Source organism: Micromonospora sp. NPDC049891, from assembly GCF_040660295.1.
Lineage (GTDB): Bacteria > Actinomycetota > Actinomycetes > Mycobacteriales > Micromonosporaceae > Micromonospora.
In genome coordinates this window covers 53,097-77,696 of the sequence record NZ_JBFAML010000029.1, presented here as the reverse complement: position 1 = coordinate 77,696, position 24,600 = coordinate 53,097, and the positions used below count along the sequence as shown (strand labels likewise).

General features: G+C 71.4%; 7 protein-coding genes. 1 reads left to right on the top strand and 6 read right to left on the bottom strand.

Annotated elements, in window-relative coordinates:
- The 3 genes from AB0I71_RS27195 to AB0I71_RS27185 form a co-directional block, all read right to left on the bottom strand.
- Positions 1 to 19,863: a toxin glutamine deamidase domain-containing protein gene (locus tag AB0I71_RS27195; protein ID WP_357589292.1), complete on the bottom strand. Its 19,863-nt coding sequence runs from the start codon at positions 19,861 to 19,863 to the stop codon at positions 1 to 3.
- Positions 19,864 to 19,974: 111 nt separating this feature from the next.
- A complete protein-coding gene (locus AB0I71_RS27190; protein WP_357589290.1) occupies positions 19,975 to 20,316 on the bottom strand; it encodes a hypothetical protein in 342 nt (113 codons plus the stop codon).
- Positions 20,313 to 20,705 carry a YbaB/EbfC family nucleoid-associated protein gene (locus AB0I71_RS27185; RefSeq protein WP_099852692.1) on the bottom strand — a complete coding sequence of 131 codons (393 nt, stop codon included), beginning with the start codon at positions 20,703 to 20,705 and terminating at the stop codon, positions 20,313 to 20,315. The genes AB0I71_RS27190 and AB0I71_RS27185 overlap by 4 nt, the downstream gene beginning before the upstream one ends.
- A 151-nt stretch (positions 20,706 to 20,856) precedes the next feature.
- On the opposite strand from AB0I71_RS27185, the gene mycP reads away from it, so the two are divergent.
- Positions 20,857 to 22,155 carry a type VII secretion-associated serine protease mycosin gene (gene mycP, locus AB0I71_RS27180; protein ID WP_357589288.1) on the top strand — a complete coding sequence of 433 codons (1,299 nt, stop codon included), beginning with the start codon at positions 20,857 to 20,859 and terminating at the stop codon, positions 22,153 to 22,155.
- A 100-nt stretch (positions 22,156 to 22,255) separates the two neighbouring features.
- On the opposite strand, the gene AB0I71_RS27175 is transcribed toward mycP, so the two are convergent.
- The 3 genes from AB0I71_RS27175 to eccB form a co-directional block, all read right to left on the bottom strand.
- Positions 22,256 to 22,546, bottom strand: coding sequence for a WXG100 family type VII secretion target (locus AB0I71_RS27175; RefSeq protein ID WP_357589286.1), 291 nt, complete (start codon positions 22,544 to 22,546; stop codon positions 22,256 to 22,258).
- A gap of 15 nt (positions 22,547 to 22,561) precedes the next feature.
- Positions 22,562 to 22,891: a WXG100 family type VII secretion target gene (locus AB0I71_RS27170; protein WP_204008955.1), complete on the bottom strand. Its 330-nt coding sequence runs from the start codon at positions 22,889 to 22,891 to the stop codon at positions 22,562 to 22,564.
- A gap of 156 nt (positions 22,892 to 23,047) precedes the next feature.
- Positions 23,048 to 24,475, bottom strand: a complete 1,428-nt coding sequence (eccB, locus tag AB0I71_RS27165; RefSeq protein ID WP_357589284.1) for a type VII secretion protein EccB — start codon at positions 24,473 to 24,475, stop codon at positions 23,048 to 23,050.
- Between the last annotated feature and the right edge of the window lie 125 nt (positions 24,476 to 24,600).

Below are 24,600 nucleotides of genomic sequence, written 5' to 3'. Positions count from 1 at the left end.
TCAGGTGTCCAGCATGTCGTACAACGTCGGCTCGGCGGGAAGCACGAAACCGAGCACGTCGCGGGCGATCCGTTCGGCCTCCGCACGGTCGACAGGTGCCGGCGTCGCCTGCCCCGGCACCACGCCACCGGCCGTCCAGTGCAGCGAGCGTCCCGGGCCGCCGACCTCGAACACCATCAGGCCAGCCACGCTACCGCCCCCGGCGAGCAACGCGAAGTAGTCGATCGCGTACCGCTCGTCATCGAGGTGGGTGCGACCTAGGGTGCGCGGTGGTGAGGCGGGTTTAGCCAGCGGGCCGGGCTGCTCGATCAGCGGAGTGTTGGGGCTCGGAACTGCCAACGGGCGGCCGACGATCTGCTCGGCGGACGTTCGGGGCGACGGCACGAGTGGCTGGACGTTAGCTACAGAGCCGCCGTACGCCGAAGGCGACGGCGGAGCGGCAACCGGTGACTGCTCCAGGTGCGCGCACCACGGCTGCATCAGGTCCAGCATCTCCCGCACCGACATTGGCGACGGATGCTCCTTGTTCCAGGGGTTACGTAGCTGCACCTGACCGTCCCGCACCGCGAGGATCTCGTAGACGTGCTTCGCCTTCAGCCCGTGCGGCAATGTGCGCCCCGGATAGGTCTCCATCGACCACGTCGCGATGGTGATCGGGCTGCCGGCCGCGAGCAGGGTCGTCAGGTGTCGTTCGACCGCCGCCTCTCGCCCCGGCGTGGTATCGAGGAGCGTCTGCCGGGCCGGCAGGCCGGTGAGTTGGGTGAGCAGTTCGGCCTGCATCAGAGTGGTGCTGCCGACGTTGAGCCGCGCGTAGCCCAGCGGCGCGGCGCGGTGCGGGTCGTCCTTGCTCTCCCACCCGCGCCATTCGCTCTGCCACTGCTCGTGCCGCTCCTTGGTCCAGGTTCGGTCGACCGCCGCGAGCGCCTTCTCCAGCACCGCCGCCCACCCGACGCCGACCTCCGACTGGTCGGCATACGCGGCCCACGAGCTGCCGGCGTGCACCGGGATGTCAGGGCGCACGTTGATTCGGATGCGCCGCCCGGTCGCCACCGACTCGTCTCCGCGCAACACGCTCTCGTGCAGTAGGACGTCAACCGTGCCGTCCGGTTTCGGCTGGAACAGCTGGGGAATGCTCTGCGGTCGATGCCCGGCGAGGGCCGCCATCGTGGCCAGCATCCCGCAGTCACCCAAGATGCCCTGCTGCACCTGCGTCCGTCCCGGCGGGCCGTCGAAGAGCGGTGCCGGCTGGCCCGTTGCCGGGAACAGTGGGCGACCGTATTCAACGGGATGCTTGGGCTTCGGGTCGGGCAGCGTCACCCGGTCGGCGGCCACGGCGACCTCGCCGGGGGTAACCGTCGGGATGACCTCGACCTCGGCGTCCGGCTCGGACGGCATCATCGCCCGCAGCGCCTCGGTCAGCGCCGTCGGCACCAGCGCCATCCGCCGCGCGTCCGACTGGTAGTGGAAGCTGTGCGTGGCGAGCACGGCCATGGCGGCGGGATTCGACCCGTACTCGACGTTGAAGGCCGTATAGGTCCGCGTTCTGTCCTCGGTCAGCAACGCGTGCCGGCCGGCGGGGGTGTTCAGGTCGTACGCGGGTGTGGACCTCTCCAGGTTGAACTCGGGGGCGCCGTCGAGGGTGTACGGGCGCAGGTCGAAACGGCCGGTCAGGTCGACGTAGATGCCCTCGGCGGCGATCCGGTCGGCGAGTTGTGGATCGACCTTGCGGACCTGGTCCAGCAGGTTGGGCGGCAGGCCGATGAGCTGCCCGGCGAGGGCGGGCATCCGGGGCAGCGAGGACTGGCTCTGCTCCCCGTGCACGGCCAACTCCCGCAGCTTCCCGGCCAGGTCGGCGGCGGGCGGCGGTTGGAAGTCGGGAGCGAGCCGGCCGCGGTAGTCGATGGCGCGGAACCGCTCGACCATCGTCTGGTTGGGGTTGAAGGCCAGGGCACTCGCCACCGCCTCCGGTGTGATCACCGGCAGGCTCAGCTGCATCACCTGGGTCCAGACATCAGCGGGAAGGACCGCGAGTCGGGCCGCTGCGTCGGGCGTACCCCAGCGGAGGCCCAACCGGTCGACCAGGGTGTCGATCTCGGCTCGCAGGGCGAGCCGGGCGGCGGGGTCGGCCTGTGCGTACCAGGCGGCCATCAGGCGCAGCTCGGCCAGTCGGCCCCGGTCCCGGACCGAGATGCCACCCGGGTCGATCGGTACCTCGGTGGCGCCCTGGTCGAAGAGCCCGGACTGAGCCTCACCGGTCTCGTGCCGGGCCAGCAGTTCGGCGGCCTCGTGCGCCACCGCGCGGTCGACCGCCAGGTCCGAGGCGCGGTCGGAGACGGTCAGGGTGAAGGTGCCGTCCAGGTTACGGATGGTCTGCGCCACGACGCCGCTGCCGAGAGCGGCGGCGGTGACCCGGACGCGCAGTGGCTCCAGGCCTGGCGCGCGCACCTCGAACACGTCGGGGCCGACCGCCACGATCTGGTCCGCGCCGACCGGCTCCGCCAGGGTGGGCAGCACCGTCCGGGCCCGGTCCAGCACGGCCGGGGCGTCGGCGGCAGGGCGGCCCTGGCCGTGGAACTCCGAGCCGGGCAACGCGGCCACCGTGCTGCGTGCCGGCTCGACGTGGGCGTACCAGGGGCTCATCAGGTCGAGGAAGGCGCGCAGCGGCATCGGCGCCGGGTGGCGGGAGTTCCACGGGTTGCGCAGCTGCACCTCGCCGTTCGCCACCGCCACGATCTCGTACGCGTGCCCCGCGACGAGTCCGTACGGTGGCTTGCCGCCCGGCTGTGAGGCGTAGGCGTCGGCCGGCCGGGTGCCGGTGATCAGCGGGCTGCCGGCGGCCAACAGGGCTGCCAGTCGCGCCTCGGCGGCGGCCTCCCGGCCCGGCGTCGGGTCGAGTTCGCTGACGCCGGTCGGCAGGCCGGTGAGCTGGCTGAGCAACTCCGCCTGCACCAGGCGACTGCTGCCGTTGTCGAGCCGGGCGTAGCCGAGCGGGGCCGCCTGCGCGGCATCCACGCCCGGCCGGGCGGTCCACTGTTGCTGCCACTGGTCGTGGCGCTGCTGGGTCCAGGTCCGGTCGATCGCCGCGATCGCCTTCTCCAGCAACGACGCCCAGGACGCCCCGACCACGGACTGGTCGGCGTACGCGCTGTGGCCGTTCGAGTTCGGGTGCAGCGGTACGTCGGGGAAGACGGTCACCCGTAGCTGTCGACCGGTCGGCGTGATCATGCGGCCTGGCCCACCGGTCTCGTGCAGCACCACGTCGACCGAGCCGTCCGGGTTCGGGTGGAACATCTGTGCGACGGTGTCCGGCAGTTGACCGGCGACCGAGCCGATGACGGCGATCATGCCGCAGTCGCCGAGGGCTCCCTGCTGGACGTCCTCCCGCTTCGGTGGCCCGTCGAATAGTGGTGGCGGTTGCCCGGTGCGGGCGTCCAGCGCCGGCCCGTAGACCGGACCCGGCTGGCTGGCCGACTCCGGGGGCAGGGTCACCCGGTCGGCCGCGACCCGGATCTCTCCGGACGTTTCCTGGGTCGCCGAGTTCTCCACGGTGGTGGCGGTGGTCGTCGGTGCCGGAGTGATGCTGCGCAGCGCATCGGTCAGGACGTCCGGCACCAGTCCCATCCACCTGGCGGTTCCCTGGTAGTGGAAGTCGTGTCCGGTGAGCAGCGCCGCTGCCTGGTCACCGCGGAGACCACGCAGCGCGGCCCGGGCCCGCTGCCGGTCCTCGTGCAGTTGGGCGCGCCGCCCGGCTTCGGTGGTCAGGTCGAACGCCGGGCGTGCCGCGCCGAGGTCGACGGCGGGCACGCTCGGCACCATGTACGGGCGCAGGTCGTAGCGGCCGGTCAGGTCGACGTAGATGCCCTCGGTGGCGAGCCGGTCGGCAAGTTGCGGATCCACCGCCCGGATCCGGCCGAGCTGTGCCGGCGGGATGCCGACGATCTGCCCGGCGAACGCGGGCATCCGCGGCATGCCGGCCTGCGCGTGCTCGGCCTCGCTCGCCAGTTCCCGCAGCCGGGCGTCCAGGTCCGCCTGCGGGGGCACCTGAAAGTCCGGAGCGAGTCGGGCCCGGTAGTCGATCATCCTGATCCGCTCGACCTCGGTGAGCGTGGCGGCACCGGCCAGCACCGCGGAAACCGCGTCGGGCGTGATCGACGGCACGCTGAGCTGCATCAGGTGCGCCAGCACGTCGCGTGGGATGAGTGCCCACCGCGACCGGACGTCCGGGTCACCGACACGTAGCCCGAGGTGACCGGCGAGGGCGTCGATCTCGGCGCGCACGGCCGGTCGGGCGGCCGGGTCGGCATCGGCGTACGTGGCGGCGAGCAGCCGGATCTCCGCCATCCGCCCCCGGTCATGAGCGGTCAGTCCGGCCGGATCGATCGGGCCGTGGACGTTGCCCGGGTCCAACGGGCCGACCAGTGCCCGACCGGACTCGTGCAGCGCCACCAGTTCGGCGACCTCGTGCGCGAGCGCCCGCGCCACCACCTGGTCGGCGGCCCGGTCAGACAGGGTGACGGTGAAGGCGCCGTCCGGTTCACGGCTCGACCGGGCCACCAGCCCGTCGCTCAACGGGCCACTGGTGAGCCGTACGGTCAGCGGATACTGACCGGCCGAGCGGATCTCGAACAGGTCCGGTCCGACCGCGACCACCGCATCCACCTGGGCGTACGGGGCCACCAGTGGCAGCGCGGACCGGGCCAGATCCAGCACCGCCGCCGGATCGGCGGCCGGTCGGCCCAGGCCGTGGAAGGTGGAGCCCGGAACGGCACCGGCAGTGATCGAGCCACCCGTCGATACGCTGGCCTCATGGCCACGTCCGCCGACCTCTACGCCGCCATCCTCGCCGACCCCGACGACCTCGACCTGCGGCGACGCTACGCCGACGCCATCGAGGCCACCGACCCGGAGCGCGCCGAGCTGATCCGCCTCTACCTGGCCAGGGAGTACGGCACCCGGGAGTCGCTGTTCCTGCACCGACGGATCCGCCCCCGGCTCGCCGAGCCGGTCACCCACCTGCTCAGGGCGTGGCAGTTGCGCAACGGCCTGATCGAGTCGGTCACCATGACCGCCCGCACCTTCGTCGACCACGGTGAGGAGGTCTGGGCCAGCCATCCCGTCCGCCACCTGATCCTGGTCGAGGCCGCCGGACTCATGACGGAGGTCGCCCAGGTCGCCTGCCTCAGCCGCCTGATCGCCCTCGATCTGAGCGGGAACCTGATCGGTGACGACGGGCTCGCCGCGCTGGTCGAGTCCCCCCACCTGGGCAGGTTGCGTTGGCTGGGCCTGGCGGGGTGCGGCGTCGGCCGGACCGGAGCCGAGGCCCTGGCTGCCACCCGCAACCTGCCCGCCCTGCGCTACGTCGACCTGTCCGACAACCTCGTTGAGGTCACCGCTCAGGGCTACGGGCAGCACATCGACGGATCGCCCGTCTGGGTCGAGATGCCTCCCCTCGGGCAGGAGCTGGTCGAGCGCTACGGCCCGCTGCCGTGGCTCGACACCCAGTGGGGCTGGGCGCTGCTCGGCGTTGTCCGCTGGGACGAGATCTGACGGCGAGTCCAGCGGGGCGGAGCCGCCGTCATTGGGCGACGGCGTGGGCGAGACGCCACGGTTCGCCTCTGCGATCCGCTGGGCGTGGAAACGAATACTCGGTGGAATCCCACGCGAGTCGTCCGGCAGCGCATCAGCCTGAAGGTCGACGGCCCGTCGGACGGCCCGGCCAACCTCTGCCAGGAGCGCACCGGCCACGCCGGCACCGCCGAGAACCCTGAGCCGGCCGCTGTCGTCTCGCAGGCCCAGCACGTCGGGGACGGGGTTGTCGACGTCAAGGGACGGACCTTCAAGCGCCGACAGCTCCACATCGGACAGCAGGGAGTGCACGCCGCCGGGAAGTCGGGGCTCCTGCCCGATCGAGAGCACCACCCGGTCGTAGACCTGCTCGGTGCCGTCGCTGAAGCTGACGACGAACGCCCCGTCGACGGTGTGCCGGATGCCGACGACGCTGCGCAGCGACATGTCCGCCACCCGGGCCCGGGCAGCGTCTGAGTACGCACCGAGGCCGGGCAGGTTGTTGCGCCGGTTGTCACCGCCGCTGAAGCTGAACTCCAGCTGCGCTCGGGCGTCCACGACGGGATCACCCGTCACCCGATCGGCCGGTAGCGGCCTGGCCTGGGCCGACCAGTCGATGCGTCCGGCCATGGAGGCTGCCGCCTGCTCGATGTCCCACGCGCCGGACGGTCCCGCGCCGTAGACCAGCACCCGGTCGCCCGGCTGATAGGTGTCGGCCAGGTTCTGCCCACCGAAGTCGACAGCCGGTGCGGCCGGGCGGGGGTCGGTGAACGAGCCGTCCGGGGCATGGCCGAGCCGGGCGGCGACCTCCTCGGGGAGCGTCCGTGGATCGACCGGAACGCCTGCCCGATCCTGGACCTGCCCGGTCAGGATGTCGACGGCGTGGCCGGAGGACGGGTCGACGATCAGCGGATCCGTCGGCCGACCACCGAGATCGGTGAGCAGCGGCAGATCCGAGGCACCGGTACCGGTGCCACCGAGGACGGCCCGTACGGTCGGGGGGAGTCCGCCCGGATCGACGACCGCACCGGCGGGGTCGTGGAACACCGGCGTGTCCCCGGACCGGTCCACGCGGTAGCCGGTGGTCGGATCGACGTACCGACCGTCGGTGGTGGTCGGTGCGCTCGGCAGCCGGGAGGGACCGGGACCGGTCGCGATGTCGAGCGACGCGGTGAAGACCTCGCGCCCTCCGATGGTCACCCGGAAGTTCGCACCGGCGGGCCAGCCGGCGGCGTCGGTTGGGCGAGGCGTGACCGAGGTGGCCAGCCCCTGGTAGGTGGGCATGCCGCTGAGCGCCCGGGCCGCGCCCACCGCGTCGGCGAACACGTCGGAGGGGGTGAACTGGGTGCCCGCTTCGGCGAGGTCGGACGGTTGGAACGGCAGCCCGGGAAGTTCCAGCTCCGAGGGGACCTGCCCCATCAGCAGCGTCTGTCGCTCCGCCCACGGGTCGTGTCCCTGCGAGACGCAGAGCACCGGCGGGAGGCCGGTCCCCGGATCGGCGGGGGCGCCCAAGGTGACGAAGTCGGCGGTGGCGGCCCACCCTCCACCGATCACCAGCCGACCGAAGACGTGATCGGGTGTCGCGTCCAGCGCGGCGTCCACCCTGGCGGTGAGCGCGAGATCGGCCTCGTTGCGCAGGGCGGTGGCCTGCTGGGCCCAGGCCCGGGCTTCGGCGCGGACGGCCGACTGCGTGGCCCGCAGCTCCGCGACGAGCTGTTGCCCGTCACTCTGTGCGAGACCGACCAGGCTGTCGAGCTCCGGGGCGTGGGTGCCGAGGTGGTTCCGGATCAGATCCAGACGTGCCTGGGCGGCCTTGGACCCGACCACCGGCACGTTGTCGCCGTGTCCGTGCACGGGATGCAGGGGTTCCTGCTCCAGCAGGCCGGAGGAGATGAGCAGACTCAGCGCCTCAGCTCGCAGTTGACCGGCTCGGGCCGGATCGGACGTGGTGGCGCTGTCGGCGAGCACGACCCGCAGTTCGGCGAGGCGGCCCATGTCCCGTGCGGTGAGGGTCCGGGCACCGCTGCCCTCCGGCCGAGCGCCCTCGGCGAGCGCCGTGGTGGCGTCGATGCGCAGCCCCGCGGACCGATCCTGAGCGACCGCGTCCACCTCGGCCAGGGCCGCGGCGACCGCGCGGTGTACGTGGTCCGGATGCGCCCCGGTCGACACCTGCACCACCGCACCGTCGGGGTCGTACTGCACGGTGGCGACGGGAACGAGCGACACGTCGGGAACGGGGGCGGCCAGTTCGATGCGTACCCGGTAGGGGCCGTCGAGGGTATCCAGGGTGACGGTGCCGGTGGCTGGGTCGACGTGCGCCCCGTCGGGCAGCGGTCCGCCGTTCAGGGCGGCCTGGACGGCCTCCCCGGTCCGTACCGGATCGGCATCGAGCAGCGCGCCACCGAAGGTCGTACCGGCGGCGGCCCGTCGAAGATCGGGTCCGTCGGCGGCGGCCGTGGGGTCGGCACCCGGTCCTGGCGGGCCACCGGGGCCGATGGATCCGGTGTCCCCGGTCGCTTCGTCCGACGGCGTCGAGCCGTCGGCCCGGGTCAGGCCGTCGGGTCCGCCTCGGGCCACACCTGCCGGCCCTTGATCCTGCCCTCGCGTCGCGCCTGCGCGTACTCCTCCATCACCCGACGCGGTGGCAGGCTGGTGTGCGCTGTGATCACTCCCGACCGGTCGATGATGTAGCTCCCCTGGCCCACGTGCATCCCCGAGGCCCGCTCCTGCTCCGAGAGTCTCTCCCGGGCCAGCCAGCCGAACTCGAACTCCCGAAGCACTATCGGATTCCCGGTCCGCAGCAGTCGGCTGATCAGTGTCAGCGCCTCGTCCTCGGTCAACTCGCCCCTCTCCGTCAGGCACCATCATCGCCCAGAGGGCGTGGGTTTCCCGCACATCGGCGGCCGGCATCTCCGCCGACGTCGTCCCGGTCTGCGGATCCCACCACACCGGCGCGTCGGCGTCCGCCGGAAAGACGATCACGAAGGCGTGCGAGCCGTCGACCTCGGGTTGGCCGGTCTCGTCGAGGACCACGTTCCCGGCCGGGTCGAGGAACAACCAGTCCGCCACCACCAGCGCCGAAGCCCCCGGGCCGGCCTCCGCCACCTGCCGGTGAAGGTCCGCGTACTGGGCGGCCACCGCGTCGGTACGGGCGGACAGGTCCGTCGGCAGATCGGCGGTACCGCCGAGCCACTGCCCACCGATCCAGGCCTCGGCACGCTCCAGCCCACCCCGCTCACCGGAGACGCGGTCGATCGAGCCGTCGTCGAACCGGTCCGCCCAGCGTGGCACGGACACCTGCGGGTCGCCGTGGAAGCTGGCCAGGGCCGCCAGCGACGAGTCAAGGCAGTTGTTGGCGCGGCCGGGCTGCTCCGGTCCGCCGTCGTTCACCAGCAGTCCGTACGGGTGGGTCGACGGATCCGCGAAGACCGCGTACCCCTGCGGGGTGGCGAGGCTCGCCGCCAGATCGTCCTGGAAACGTGGGTCCTCCAACGGCGCCAGCTCACCCGGACCGAACCGCCGGCTCTCCGGCAGTGACGGGGCGGGGGCGGGGCCGACCGCGCCGTCCGTCGATACGCTGCCGTCATGGCCACGCCCGCCGACCTCTACGCCGCCATCCTCGCCGACCCCGACGACCTCGACCTGCGAAGGCGCTACGCCGACGCCGTCGAAACCGCCGACCCCGAACACGCCGCGCTGATCCGTCTCGACCTCGCCGGAATCCGCAACACCCGAGAGATCATGCTTCTGCACCGGCGGATCCACCCGCGCCTCGCCGATCCCGTCGCCCACCTGCTCGTCGACTGGCGAACCCGCAATGGCCTGATCGAGTCGGTCACCATGACCGCCCGCACCTTCATCGACCACGGCGACGAGGTCTGGGCCCACCATCCCGTCCGCCACCTGATCCTGGTCGAGGCCGCCGGACTCATGACCGAGGTCGCCCAGGTCACCTGCCTCAACCGCCTGATCGCCCTCGACCTGCGCGGAAACCTGATCGGCGACGACGGGCTCGCCGCGCTCGTCGACTCCCCGCACCTGGGCCGGCTGCGCTGGCTGGGTCTGGCCCGCTGCGGCATCGGTGCGGCCGGAGCCGAAGCCCTGGCCGCCACCCGCAACCTGCCCGCCCTGCGCTACGTCGACCTGCGACGCAACCCCGTCGAGGTCACCGCCCGGGGCCACGGACAAGACATCGACGGGAAGCCCATGTCGGTCGAGATGCCCCCGCTCGGGCAGGAACTGATCGCCCGGTACGGAGCCCTGCCCTGGCTCGACGTCCAATGGGGATGGCACTGGCTCGGTGTCGGCTGGGAAGAGGTCTGAGGCGTCCGGGCCGGACGGGGGACCGGGCAGGGTCGGGCCGTCACTCGTGGCAGCCGACGGTCCCGGTCGGTTGGCCTCGGCGATCCGTTGCGCATGGAAGCGGATGCTGGGAGCGATGCCCCGGGAATCGGACGGTAGTGCCGCCGCCTGGCGGCGGATCGCCCCCTCCACCGTCTCGTCGACCCTGCTGATGACCGGGCCAGCCACGCTGGCCGCCCCGAGAATGCGCAGCTGACCACTGTCGTCTTGCAGCCCCAGCACGTCGGCAGGTCCTACCGGTTCGGTGGCCAGCCCTTCGATGGGTGCAAGATCCATGTCGGGAAGCAGGTTGGCGACACCGCCGGGGAACTCGGCCGCCTGGCCGATGGAGAGCACCACCCGGTCGTACGTCTGTCGGCTACCGTCGGTGAACTCGACCTGGAAGCCACCGTCGACGGTGTGCCGGAGGCTGACGATCTCCCGCAGCGAGCGGTCGACCTGGCTCTGCACCGTGTCGGCGTAGGCACCCACATCGGGCAGCGTGTTCCGCCGGTTGTAACCACCCCCGAAGCTGTGCCGCAGGCGCGCCTCGGCGTCCTGGTCCGGGTCACCGGTGAGCTGGTCGGGCGGCGGTTCCATCGCGCGGGCCGACCAGTCGACGCTCGCGGCGGGCGATGCCACGGCCTGCTCGATGTCCCACGCACCGGATGCGCCGGCACCGAAGACGAGCACCCGGTCGCCGGGGCGGTAGGCGTCGGCGAGGTTCTGCCCACCGAAGTCGACAGGCGGCGTGGACGGCCGGGGGTCACGGAAGGAACCGTCCGGCGCGAAGCCCAACCGCGCCCCGACCTCGGCCGGCACGGCACCGGCATCGACAGGCGTGCCGGCGGAGTCGACAACCCGGCCGGTCGTGAGGTCCACGGCATACCCGGACGTCGGGTCGACCACAAGCGGATCGGTGGGTCGCCCGGTCAGATCCGCGAGCAGCGGCAGATCGCCCCGGCTGGTGCCGGCGCCGCCGAGGACCGCTCGTACGGCAGGCGGCACGCTCTCCGGTGCGACCAGGTTGCCGTCCGGGTCCTGGAACCGCGGCGCGTTGCCGGAGCGGTCGACCCGGTAGCCGCTGGTCGGGTCGACGTAGGTGCCGGCGGCGTCGGCCGGGACGCTCGGCACCCGGGACGGTCCCGGCCCGCTGGCGATGTCGACCGAGGTGGTGTAGAAGTCCCGGCCGTTGACAGTCACTCGGAAGTTGGCGCCGTCGGGCCAGCCAGTGGCGTCGGCCGGTCGGGGTGTGATCGAGGTCGCGGTGCCCTGATAGGTCGGCATGCCGGAGAGCGCCCGCGCAGCGCCCACCGCGTCGGCGAACACGTCGGAGGGGGTGAACTGGGTACCCTCCTCGGCCAGGTCGCCCGGCTGGAACGGCAGGCCGGGGATCTCCAGCTCCGACGGGACCTGCCCCATCAGCAGCGCCTGGCGTTCCGCCCACGGGTCGTGTCCCTGTGAGACGCAGAGCACCGGCGGCAGGCCGTGGCCGGCGTCCGGCGCGGCTCCCATGGTGACGAAGTCGGCGGTCGCCGCCCAGCCACCACCGATGACGAGTCGGTCGAAGACATGGTCGGGCGCCACCCCCAGGGTCGCGTCCACTCTCGCGGTCAGCGCGAGATCGGCCTGGTCACGCAGCTCCGTGGCCTGCTGTGCCCAGGCACGGGCCTCGGCACGGACAGCCGACTGGGCTGCCCGGATGTCCGCCACGAGCTGCTGGCCGTCGCTCTGCGCGAGCCCGATCAGGCTTTCCACCTCGGCGGCGAGGGGGCCCAGATGATCGTGGATCAGGTCGAGCCGGGCGCGGGCAGCCTCCGGCCCGACCACAGGCGTGTTGCTGCCGAGTCCGTGCACGACGTGCACCGGCTCCTGTTCCAGGAGACCGGAGGCGACGAGCAGGCTGAGTGCCTCGGCACGTAGCTGGCCGGCGATCCCCGGATCGGTGGCGGCGGAACTGTCGGCGAGCACCACCCGCAGCTCGGCCAGGTGGCCGATGTCGCGCGCGGTCAGCACGCGGGTGCCGTCGCCCTCCGGCCGGGCACCCTCAGCGAGTGCGGTGGTGGCGTCGAACCGCAGTCCCTCGGCCCGTTGCTGGGCGATGGTGTCCACCTCGGCGAGCGCCGCCGCCACCGCCCGTCGGACGTGGTCCGGGTGGGCGCTCGTCGACACCTGTACGACGGCCCCGTCGGGGGTGTGGTGGATGGTGGCCACCGGCACGACAGACGCGTCCGCCACAGCCGGGGTCAACTCGACGCGTACCGGATAGGGGCCGTCGAGGGTGGTCAGGGTGACCGTGGCGGTGGCCGGGTCGGCACTCGCCCCGTCAGGCAGAGGCCCTGTGGTGAGGGCCGCCTCGACGGCGATGGAGGTACGCCCGGGGTCGGCGTCGAGCAGCGTGCCGCCGAAGGTCGTACCGGCTGCCGCCTGCCGTAGGTCGGGGCCGTCAGGGTCGGCTACCGGCCTGGAGTCGCTCGATGGCGGCGGGCCGTCCACGCCTGATGGCGTGACGTCCCCGGCCGTTCCGACCGGCGGTGTCAGGCCGTTGCTTCCTCCGTCGGCCAGACCTGCCGACCCGTCATCCGGCCCTCCCGGCGGGCCTGCGTGTACTCCGAGATCAGCAGAGGTACCGGCAGACTCATCTGAGCTGTGATCACTCCCGTCCGGTCGATGATGTAGCTCCCGTGACCCAGTTGTCTGCCCTCCGCCCGTTCCGGTGGTGACAGCTGCTCCTTCGCCAGCCAGCCGAACTCGAACGGGTGCAGCTCGATCTCGTTCGCCGTGCCCAGCAGGCGTCTGATCAGCGTCAGCGCCTCGTCCTCCGTCATCCGAAACCCTTTCCGCCATGGTCTCCATCGACCACAGCGCGTATGTCTGCGACAGGTACGCGGCTGGTGGCTGCGGCCACGTCGTCCCTCGTTGTGGATCCCACCAGACCGGCCCGTCGGCACCCTCCGGATACACCAGGACGAAGGCGTGCGAGTCCTGAACCTGTACCTGCCCCTGGTCAAGGACGAGTTCACCGGTGCGGGGATCCGTCCTGACCCATTCGGCCACGACGAGGGCCGCCGAACCCGGACCGGCCTCCGCGACACGCTGATGAAGCTGTGCGTACTGCTCGGCGACCGCTGCCGCGTGCTCGGCCGGTGTCGTGGGCAGCCCTTCCGACCCACCCGACCACTCGGTGCCGAGCCATTCCTCGGCTCGGTCGAGGCCACTCGCCTCGCCGGTCACGGTTTCGATCGTGCCGTCCGGGCGGACGTCCGGCCAACGGGGGAAGGACACCCTGGGGTCGCCGAAGAAGCTGGACAGCGCCGAGAGCGAGGAGTCCAGACAGTTGTTGGCGCGCCCCGGCTGGTCCGGTCCGCCGTCGTTCACCAACTGCCCGTACGGATGGGTGGACGGATCCGCGAACAGCAGGTACCCGTCCGGCGTGCGCAGGCTCTGCTCGACGTCCCACTGGTGTCCCGGGTCCTCCAACGGTGCCAGCTCCCCCGGCCCGAGCCGCCGGGTCTGCGCCAACCCGTGGTCCGTGTCGAGCGGCACCGACGAGGGACGCCCGCCGGGAAGTTCGGCGGTCAGACCGCCGAGCGGCAGATCTCCGTCAGCTCGTCCTCCGTCGGCAACGGCACCGTCGCGAAGTGCGCCACCTGGCGCTCGGCCGTCGCCCGGTCGACCTGCTGAATCTCGTGGCGTTCCGGATTCGCCCACAGGATCGCCGCCGCCACGTCCGGGCGGAACGTCCACGCCCGGGTCGGTCGATCCCAGATCACCGCCTGGGTCGGTCCGGCGCTGTCCGCCTCCGCGATCAGGTTTACCGGCGGGCCGTCCGGATCGTCCGGTCTCCGGAGGAGGAAGTAGCCGAAGGTCAGCGGTGCCATGCACGCCCCCCATCAGGTCAGGGTCCAGACCCGGCAGGTCGGACGCGGCCAATCCTCGCGCGGCGAGCACGTCGGCGAACGTCAGGCCCTGCTGCCCGAGCCAGTCGAGGTACGACTCCCGGATACTCGCCTGCCGAGGCGATGCCATCCACTTCGCGAAGCTGGTGTCCTTCGGCGTGTCGAACCGGGCGCTGTCCATGCCCCCCGGCATGCTCGCCGCGATTCCGTTGGCCTTGTTGACCGCCAGGATGTCGAGGAACGCGTGTACGCGGGCGGCCGGCGACTGTGCCGGATCGCGCATCACCTCGTACTGGTCGTGGGTCTGTTTGCCGACGTTGTAGCTGGTTTCGGTCGGGAACTGCAGCTCGAAGGTACGCCCGGACGGTGCCGTCAGCGTGCAGTTCAGACCGAAGAACCGGTTCCCTGGGTGCCAGAAGTTCTTCAGGTCGGTGACCTGGTAGCCCTGGGCCTCCAACGAGGCGAGAAGAGCGTCCACCGCCGGCCCGTACGCCTCGGACTCCGGTCCCCGCACCGAGAACCGCACCACGTCGTTGACAGTGTCCAGGGCCGAACCGATGTCGTACCCGAGTGGTTCCAGCTCGGTGCGGTACTTGCGGGCCAGGGACTCCGCGCCCTTGACGCGGTGCTGCTCGCCCAGCGTGCTGAGCGAGTCCGTGCCGGTCAGTCCGAGCTGCGCGTTCACCTCGGCGTTGACGCTGTGCAGGTCGGCCAGGATCTGGTCGGCCTCTGTCCGCGCCTCGGTCAGGGCGTCGAGCAGGGTGGTCCGGTCGGTGTCCGGGAGCCCGTCCAGGTAGGGACTTCCGACGGGATCGCCGTCCGGTGCCGCGCCAGCGTCGCTCAGTCCGTCGGATCCGGGACCGGCCAGACCTGCCGGCCGGTGATCCGGCCCTCCCGGCGGGCCGCCGCGTACCGTTTCATGATCAACGGTGGTGGCAGGCTGGGATGTACGGTCACCACTCCGGTCTGGTCGATGATGAAGACCCCCTGGCCCAGTTGCCGGCCCTGCCTCCGCTGCTGCGGGGAGAGCGTCTCCTGGGCTGCCCAGCCGAACTCGAACGGGAACACCGCTACCGGGTTGTCCGTCCCCAGCAACCTGGTCATCAGTTGCCGGGCTTCCTCCCTGCTCATCGGCATGGGTGGGCTGCACCTCCATCGACCACAGGTTGTGCGTCAGTCCAACATAGTCGCCGGGCAGCGGATCGGTGGTGGTGCTGCCGAACTGCGGATCCCACCACACCGGCCCGTCCGCGCCCTCCGGGTACACGAGCAGGAAGACGTGCTCACCGGCTGGCATCGTGTTGCCCTCGGGATCGAGCAGCGGGTCCCCGGTGTTCTCGTCGAACTGGATCCAGTCGACGGCGACGACCGCGGCCGCGCCCGGGCCGGCGTCGCGAACCCGCTGGTACAGCTGCTCATACTGGTCGGCCAGCGCCGCCGACCGCTCGGCGGGCGTACCCGGAAGGGCGTCGTTGTCGCCCGTCCACTCGCCACCGATCCAACTCTCGATCCGGCCGAAGCCGTTCAGCTCGCCGAGCGTCGTGTCGACGGTCCCGTCGTCGAGCCGGTCCGGCCAACGCGGATGCGAGACCTGCGGATCGCCGTAGAAGCTGGCCAGCGCCGCGAGGATCGTGTCGACACAGTTGTTGGCCCGGCCAGGCTGATCCGGCCCGCCGTCGTTGATCAGCTGACCGTACGGGTGGGTCGAGGGGTCGGCGAAGACCTCGTACCCTTCCGGGGTTCGCAGGCTGTCCTCGACATCGTCCTGGTACTGCGGATCCTCCAACGGCGCCAACTGCTCCGGCCCGAACTGGCGCGTGTCCGGCATCGGCCAGCCCTGCATGTCCGGCCAGGAGGCCGGATCGGGGTTCACCTCGGCGTCCGGATCCGTCCCGCCCTCGCGGCCCGGGTCGGGATCGCCCTCCGGATCCGGGCTGCCCGGCGCCACGCCCGAGTCACTCGGGGCGGCCGGCGTCTGGTCGGGACTGTTCGGGTCGGCCGGCGGTCCTACCGGGTTGTTCGGGTCGGCCGGTGTCCCGTCGGGACTGGTCGGGTCGCCCGGCGTGCGGTCGGGGTTGTTCGGGTCGGTGACTGCGCCGGGCCGGCCGGTCGGAGAGTTCTGGTCCCGACCTCCCGCCGGCACGTCCGCGGTCGAGGCCGGTGGGACCGGAGCCGGTGTGCTGGCTTCGGGCACCGCCTGGACGATCGGATCACCTTCGGCATCCAGCACGATCGACCAGACGCCGTCCACCCGGGCGGCGTGCAGCGGGTTGCTTTCCGAGATCATCTGATTCTGGCCGTCAAGCCAGATGATGGTGCCGTCGTGGTTGACAGCGTTCCAGGTATGCGCGCCTGGTCCGTCAGCCCAACTGGTGACGATCAATGCCGCAGACCCCGGGCCTGCCGCGCGAAGAGCCTCGGCGACCGCGTCCAGCCCGGTCGTCCCGCTGCCCTGGTGGGTGAAGGGGGCCCCGAGTGCTCGTTCCTGCCGTCCGGTACTGCCGGTCTCAACCGACGTCGACGGCGCAGTTGGTGCGGCCACCTCTGGCCGGCCGAACCAGGTAGACAGCACGGAGAGCCCGACGTCGGCACAGTTGCTGTCCCGACCCGACACAGTCGGCCCGCCGTCATTAATCAGCCCGGTCCACTGGCCACGCGGATCCGGATGGACCGAAGGACGCCCGGTCGCCTGATCCGCTGGCACGGCATCTTCCAGCGCCCGCTGGTCGGTCGGGTCAGGCGGAATCAGACCCTCGGGCTGGCCGTAGGGGCGGCTGTCGCTAAGCGATGGGCCGGCACCCACAGCACCCAGTACGGGAGGTCGGTAGGTACTTACGTCCCGATCCGGGTCCGAGATTGGCTCGACATTGAACTGCGGCAGAAAGTGTGCGCACGATCGACACGGCGGTCGGTAATGCCCGAGGTCGTAGGTAAAGCCGTCTGATCTAGCCTGTTTGACCTGGTGCGTGACGATCTTGGCGCCTTGCAGAGCGTCCAAGGCGTACTGCTCGAAGGTGCCGGGCTCGCCCGTGCTCCGCCATCGTTGCTCCAGTAGGTAGAGCTGGTCGGAAACAAGAGCAACCTCGGCACACTTTCCGTGCCCGCCGCCCACGCCGTCAACAAGGGTCGTCGCGATGCGGTCCAGCGTGGCCTGCGCAAGCGGATGTACCCGGGGTTGTGTAGGCGGCTTCGTGCTCCGGTCGGCGGTCATGCTGGTGTGCGTGGTGATGCTGCCGTCAGGCATCAGCAACGCACCGGCCATGCCCGGCTGCTTGCCCTTGGATATCGTCCCTGCCTTCACCTCCCGCCGGACAGTCTCGGCAAGCGTCCGTGACGCCTCGATCAGCGCATGCTCGGCTTCGGGACCGTTCGGATCACCGTCGACCGAGGTCGGAGCCAGCTGCCAGCTGTGGGTACCGCGGCCGGTCGGCCCCTCGGACCGTTTGAGGGTCTGCGGGTCGACCGGGCCGGTCGCGGTCTCGGGAGCGGGGTTTGTCGGCCCGCCCTGGACGGTGCCGCTGCTGGTCGGCACCGGAATCACGACCGGTCCGTCGGTGGTCCGCTGAGCCGGATCGGTTCGGTCGGGGTTCGGATCGGTGTCCGTGTCGGCAGTGGGAGTGGCGTCGGGGGAGGGCGTCGTCGGCTCGGTGCCCGCCGTCTGTTCAGGCACCGTGGGGGCGAGCGGATTGGCTGGCGCAGGTGTCGTGTCCGGCCTTGTGGTGGACTGCGCGGGTTGGGCCGGGGTGGCCTGCTGGGCCGGTGTGCCCGGCTGCTGGGTGGGCCCGACCTGCTGGGTGGTTCCGGTGGGCTGGGCCGGGTTGGTGGTGGCCGGGCCCGCAGCTGGCGCGAGCGAGATTGAGCCTGCCGTGTTCGCCGCCGTCGGATTGACCGGTGTGCCCCGGCCGGCCGCCGGTTGCGTGGCGGTGTTGCCGGCGGGCTGCTGGGTGTTCGTGCCGGTGGCTGGTGTGCCGGTCGTGGTCGGCGTCGAGGCGTTGGGAGTGTTCGCCACCTGCGGGCCGGTCGTGGCGGGGGTACCGGTGGTGGGGGCCGGGTTCGTCGCGGTGGTCGGGCCGGTGGGCGTGACCGTGCCGGGTGGTGTCGCTACCACCGGAGCGGTGGGTGCCGTCACCGGGGCTGCGGTCGACGTGCCGGGTAGCACGGTGGGCGGCACGTCAGCGGTGACGGAGGGACTCGCCGTGTCGACCGGCCCGGCGACGGTGGCGTCACGTACCGGACTGTCGGTGGCCGTTCGACCGGACCCGGTCGAGCCGTCACCGGGTGGGGTGGCCGTGGCGTCCGTCGGTGGGCCTGCGACCGGCCCGCCGTCGGTCCGAACCGTCGCCTCGCTCGTCGTCCGGTCACTGACGTTGGTGTCGGTGTTGGTGCTCGCGTCGGCCCGGTCGGTGCCGGGTGAGGTGGTGACCGGCACAGCTTGGCTTTCCGGCGTCCCCTTCTGGTCGTTGTTGGTGGTGGTGGTGCCACCGTCCCCGACGCCGCCGCCGGTCAGCGTGCCGTCGGGTGTCGTGGTCACACCGTCGGCGGGGACGGCCACCGGGTTCCCGGTCGAGCCGTCGACACGCGCCGGGTCGGCGGAGCTGGCCGGGTCGCCGGCCGGTGCACCTGTCGCATCGCTCGACGGCGCTGCGGAACCGTCCGCCGTGGGCGGCGCGAGGCTGATCGAGCCCGCTCCGCTGTCGGGGACCGTGCCGGTGTCGCTCTGCGACGCGCCATTGCCCGTGTCGGTCGCCCCGGCATCTGTGGTGCCGCCAGCTCCGCTGGCGCTGCCCGCACCGTCCGAACCGGATCCGCCCACACCAGACGCGGAGTCACTACCGGAGGTGGCCGCGCCACCATCGGCTGCCGAGCCGGTGCCGCCACCAGCCGCACCGGCCCCCGAGGTTGAGCCACCCCCGGTCGAGCCGGCACCGGTGCCGTTGGCACCGCCGCCGAGGTCGCCGAGGCCGTTCGCCCCTCCGACGCCAAGGCCGGGATCGGTCCCGCCGGCCGGGCCGACATTCGGCGTGACGTCGAGCCCCATCCTGCCGAGGATCGCGTTGGTGCCGCGCGCCATCAGGTTGCCGGTGGCACCACCGGCGAGGGTCGCACCGGTACGGCCGGCACCGCTGGCGAAGCCGCCCAGGAACGCATCGGCACCTGGCATGGCCCACTGCCCGTTGATCGTGCCGTTGGCGAGCACGCTGGCTGCCGGCGAGATGACGGCGTTCTGGGCACCGGAGGCGAGGCTCGTGCTGCCCCAGCGAACCATGCCGCTGCCTCGGAAGGAGAGCTGTGACGGGCTGAACGAGAACGGCATGCGGGGTGCCGCCCGCCGACCGGCCCAGTTCATGCCGGTACCGAGCACCGCACCGTAGGCACCACCCACGCCAGCGGTGAGGGTCCGGTTGCCGTCCCACTGCCGTCGCTCGCCGGTGTGCATCTGGTACGCCTGGGCACCGACGTCGATGATCAGCTCTTCGCCGATCTCCTCCAGCAATTCACGGCCGAGGCGATTGAGGCCCTGCCGGAAGCCCTGGCTGGTGACCGTCTGGCCGATCCGGGTGCCGGCCAGTCGCAGAGCCGCCCGCATTCCCGCCCGGGTCAGCAGTTGCCGGCCCATCTGAGCGATCAACCGCCGGAAGGCGATCGTCACCGCCTGCCGACCACCGGCCAGGATGCCCGGAATGGCACCTGCCGACACCCCACCCAGCCAGGCCATCAGGAGCGCGACAAAGACCGCGATGACGGTGATGATGACCGCGATCAGCACGGTCAGCTTCGCGTACTCGATCTCCAGTGCCGCCTGGTCACATCCTGCGGCGTACGCGGCCGAGATCTCCTGGATCAGCGGCAGGCCGGTGTTCGGGTCCACACCGATCTGGTTCCACAAGCCGCCGAACGCCTCGCCGGCACCGCCGCCCCAGCTCTGCAGGATCTTCATGACCGCCGGATCGGCCTGGCCGAGCGTCTCGCTTACCGTGTCGGCCAACGCCTGCCACGCGTCGGCCAGCTCCCGCATCCGGTCCTCGTCGCCGCTGGGCCAGGCCTCCCCGGCGCTCACCCAGCAAATGGCGTCCCAGACCCACGCGTACTCGCCCAGCGAGTTCCTGGGATTGGGTATCGCCACCCCGAAAGCCCCTCTGTCCGATGTCGACCCGTAGCGGGCGAGCTGCTACTTGTCGTCGCCGCCGAACAGCGTCTTGACCATGTCGTCGGTGTCGACGGTGCCCTCGACCGCCCCCTTGACGGTGGGTCCCAGCACCTCGACCAGCGGCACGAGATCCGCGGCGAGGTCGAGGACCCGCTGCGCCGGCTGATCGTCGCCACCGAGGTAGTTCTTGTTGAACTCGTTGCCCGGCTCGTCGTCACCCCAGGGCCGGTCTCCGTTCAGGGTCCCGATGGTCGCCGCGAGGTTCTGCCAGGTGGTAGCGAGCCGAGCGCCGGCCGCGCCGAGTTCGTTTGCGCCCTCCAGGGCAGCGTCGGGCTTGACGAAGGTCTCGCGCAGCTCGCTCATCGCCTCTCCTCCCCGGGCAGTTCGCTGTCCAACTGACGGAAGATGCCGTCGAGATCGTGATCGATGTAGGCCTGGAACTGACTGTCCGGTACGAACGGTCGGACCAGCTTCTCGACCTCGGCCATCGCCTGCTCGGTCGCCCGCCGGATCGTCTCGGTGACCGTGGCGGAAAGCTCCTTCGAGTTGGGCCGGCGGTAGATGCGCGGATCGAACTCGACCTTCGTCACCTGACCACGAGGACCGACCGTCACGGTGACCAGGCCGTCTTCGGAGGTGACCGTGGCCTTCACCGTCTTGAGCTGTTGCTGCAGATCGCCGACGCCGGAGCGCATCCGCTCGAACTGCGCCATCAGCTCGTCGGCACGGGCGCGCAGCGCCTGTACGTCCATGGCGTGTTCCTCCCCGCGCAGGTCCCATCCGCCGCCCACGCCCGGGCGTGACAACTCGACCATACTGAATGGGCACGACATCGGGGTGCCCGGTCTGGAGGCCACCCGCCGCTAGGATGCAGCGGGATCGGTTGACGGGAGGCGCGCAGACATGTTCCGGGACCGTCCTGTGGCGACGTTCGCGCTGGTGGGCACGCTGTTGGCCACGGTGTTGACGATTCCCTTCGCGAGCCAGGCGGCTGCCGCACCGGCGATTTGCGATAATCCGAGCGATCCGGGAGAGGTCAACACCGAGACGCCCTGGCACCAGCGGTGGCTCGCCCCGCAGCGGGTGTGGCCGTTCAGCACCGGCTCCGGCGTGCGGGTCGCGGTGATCGACTCCGGCACCGACAGCAGCCACCCCCAGTTGGCCGGTCGGGTGACCAGCGGCTTCGACGCCCTGCGCGGCACCGCCGGAGGCGACGTGGACTGCGTGTCCCACGGCACCGCCGTGGCCAGCATCATCGCCGCCGGCCGGCAGGACGGCGTCGGCTTTCACGGCCTCGCCCCGGATGTCACGATCGTGCCGGTACGGGTCAGTGAACGCAACGCCAACGACGGCCCGGGCGCTGGGGGCGACACCGTCACCGGCGCCGTCTTCGCCCAGGCGATCCGGTACGCGGTCGATGACGGCGCCGATGTGATCAACCTGTCGGTGACGCTCTACCAGCCGGACCGCGACGTGGAGCAGGCCGTGCGCTACGCCCTGGAGAAGGACGTCGTGCTTGTCGCCGCCGCCGGCAACAAGCATCAGGACGGCGCTCGCCCTGATCCGGTGCCCTACCCCGCGGCCTACGACGGCGTGATCGGCGTAGGCGCCATCGATCAGTACGGCGCCCGGATCCGGCAGTCCCAGATCGGGCCGTACGTGGACATCAGCGCCCCGGGCGGTGCGGTGGTAGCCGCTACCCGGCTGTTCGGACACGGAGCCTACGACGGCACCAGTTTCGCCGCCCCGATGGTGAGTGCGACCGCCGCACTTGTCCGCGCGGCGGAGCCCAATCTGTCGGCCCGGGAAGTCACCCGACGAATACTGGCCACCGCCGATCCGGCCCGGGGCGACGCCACGCGCGGCTACGGCAGCGGGGTGGTGAACCCGTACCGGGCGGTCACCGAACGGCTGACCACAGGGGCGCCGGTGGCTCAACCTCCGCTGCCCGACGTGCCGTACGACGCAGCGGCGCAGGCGCGCGCGGAGCGCTGGGCGCTGTTCGGTCGGCTGGCCCTCTGGATCGGCCTCGGGCTTGCCGCGCTGGCGGTCGGGGTCGCGGTGCTTGCCACGTTGCTGCCACGCGGTCGCCGCACACGGTGGCGGCCCACCCGCCCGTCGGCGCCGCCGCCGACCCATCCCGAGATCGACGAGCCCGAGGAGATCTTCTTCCGGGTACCGAACTCGATGCCGCGCGGGTGACAGTGGAGTAGGCGGAACACCTCGGACGGTGACCGCTGCTTGCGGCACAGACGACGATGGCCCGGCGCGGGCCGGGCCATCGGTACTGCGGGTCCAGGTTTCAGCCGCCGAACTTCGCGCGGTTCGCCGCCTCACGGGCCTGCATCTTCGCGGCCGACTCGCGTAGCGCCTTCTCGATCCGACCGAGCAGGTCACGAAGGTCGTTGGCGGCCGACTCCCACTCGGACTGCCGCTGGAAGTACGCCTCTTTGGCGTCACCGTCCCAGGTGGCCAGCAGCGGCGCGATGCCGGACTTGAGCCCGTCCAGCTCTCCGGTCATGTTCCGCACCGCACCGTTGCAACTGTCGGCCGCGGCGTTCAGCCCGGCGAAGTTGTACCGAATCTCCGTCATGAGTCTTCTCCCCCGTCAGAGCTTCAGCGCCGCGGTGATCTGACCGGCGGTGGCACCCGCGCCATCCATGTCGGCCCGGATCTCCTCGTCACTGACGTCGTAGTCCTTACCGGCAGACCCGACCGCCTCGGCGATCGCCCGCAGCGCGACGTTGAGCCGGGCCATGTCCTGGTCGAACCGCTCACGCACCTGCTGGAAGGAACCGGCACCAGCGCCCCTCCACTGGTCGTACAGCGGAGCGAGCTGGTCCATCAGCGAGTTGAGGTTGCCGGTGAGCCGATCGGCGACGGCATCGACGTCACCTTCGGTCTTCAGCATCAAGCCGGTGTCGGTGTTCATCGACATGGCGGAAGTCACCCCCGTCCTCAATTGATCGCCCCGATTCACCGGGGCGTCCTGTCAGTCGGTGCTCGCGCACCATCGTCGTACGAACGGTAACGGGTCGTGTCCAGCCCGCGCTAGACCGTGACTCGTTCCGCATCTCCATTGTGGCTGGTCAGGTCATTCCGGGTCGAGGGCGAGTTTCGCCGTGGTCGGGTCGAGCACCGGTCCTGCGGGCAGGCGGACCACCAGACTGGCGGGCAGCCGTACCGGTTGCACACCCGCGTAGCCGAGGATGGCGGGAACGCCCTCGGAGGCCAGCGGGTAGCGGTGGCCCAGATCGGTGACCAGGTTGAGGGTGCCCGCCTCCTGGTCAGGGGAGGAGACCGCGGCGACCAGGACGCCGTGACCCGGCTCGATGACGACCCGATCGGCCAGCGGGATGCCGTCACCGGTCTGCTCACCGGTGCGTACCGGTTCACGTACCGGTTGGACCTGTGCGTCGAGCAGCAGCGTCGGCTCGTCCGCATCCGGTTGGTAGGCCGCGCAGATCGCGGGCTGGTCGCCGGACAACCGGGCGATCTCCGGCCGCTGGTCCGGCGCGCGATGCCGCCCCTGGGCCGGCGCGGCCGCCTTGGGTGCGGCGGCAGCGGCGCCGGCGGCCAGTTCGATCGGGTAGGGCCGTGCCTCTCCCGGATACGCCAATTGTGTCTCCCCGTCGGCCAGCACCACGTCCGCTTGAAGAGGTGTGATCGGCACCAGCCTCGACCGTTCGGCGAGGTAGTACTGCCGGCTGCCGCCCTGGCTCTCCACCACGAAGACCTGACCGATGCGGGCGTCCGGCAGAGCGGTCGAGGGTGTCCCCCGATCGGCCACCCGTCGGGGTGCGATCGGCTCTCCGGCCGGCAACGCGTTCAGCCACGCCCCGCCGACCTCCACCACCGGCTCGGCGCTCATGGTGAGGCCCTCCAGCACGATCTTCTCGCTGCGGATCTCGTACCGGTGGTCGTGCCAGACCAGGTGCAACCGTTCTGTCTTGCGGTCACGAACCAGCAACGCGCTGTCGCCTGGTTCCCGCCCGCCACCGGGTGCCCGCCCGACGGTGAGCACGGTGGTGGCGACGATACCGCCGGCCGCGTTACGAGCCGGCTGGGTGCAGAGCGTCCACGGCCCGTCCAGGATGCGGCCGGCCGGGGGCAGCGCGTCCGGAGCGAACGGGATGCCGATCCGTGGGCCGCGCGGGGTCCCGACAAGAGAGTTCCGGGAGACCGAGATGGTCGGTGCCGCCGTCTCCATGGCGAGCAGGGCGGAAGCGTAGTTGAGCACCGGGTGCAGCCGACCCTCCCGGTACAGGTAGCGGGTGCCGGTCTCCTTCTCCAGGATGACCGCACCGCCCTCCTTCCATTTGGTCGCCCCGCCGGGACGCAGCAGGCCGTAGACCCCCACCGCGGCTAGAAAAAGCACGGCCACCATGACGCTGGCGAAGCCGGCTCCACCCAGCCGGCGGAACGGTGCCGCCTCCGGATCGGGCTCGCGCGCCACCAGCGCGGAGGTCATCCGCTGGACGAAGAACTGGTACGACTGGACCTGATCCCGCCGCGACGGCATGGCACCCCTCCCCTGGCGTACGCCGGCACGGTCACGAACTCCGGACCGCGGTGCCTACCATAGGCACGGCGTCGAGCCGCCCGGTGCCCGCATCCGGCGTTGGCCGGCGGAACCGACGACGGCAG

Coding starts and splice junctions, on each gene's coding strand:
- AB0I71_RS27190 (WP_357589290.1), bottom strand. CDS start 20,316: ATGAGCGAGCTGCGCGAGACCTTCGTCAAGCCCGACGCTGCCCTGGAG.
- AB0I71_RS27185 (WP_099852692.1), bottom strand. CDS start 20,705: ATGGACGTACAGGCGCTGCGCGCCCGTGCCGACGAGCTGATGGCGCAG.
- mycP (WP_357589288.1), top strand. CDS start 20,857: ATGTTCCGGGACCGTCCTGTGGCGACGTTCGCGCTGGTGGGCACGCTG.
- AB0I71_RS27175 (WP_357589286.1), bottom strand. CDS start 22,546: ATGACGGAGATTCGGTACAACTTCGCCGGGCTGAACGCCGCGGCCGAC.
- AB0I71_RS27170 (WP_204008955.1), bottom strand. CDS start 22,891: ATGTCGATGAACACCGACACCGGCTTGATGCTGAAGACCGAAGGTGAC.
- eccB (WP_357589284.1), bottom strand. CDS start 24,475: ATGCCGTCGCGGCGGGATCAGGTCCAGTCGTACCAGTTCTTCGTCCAG.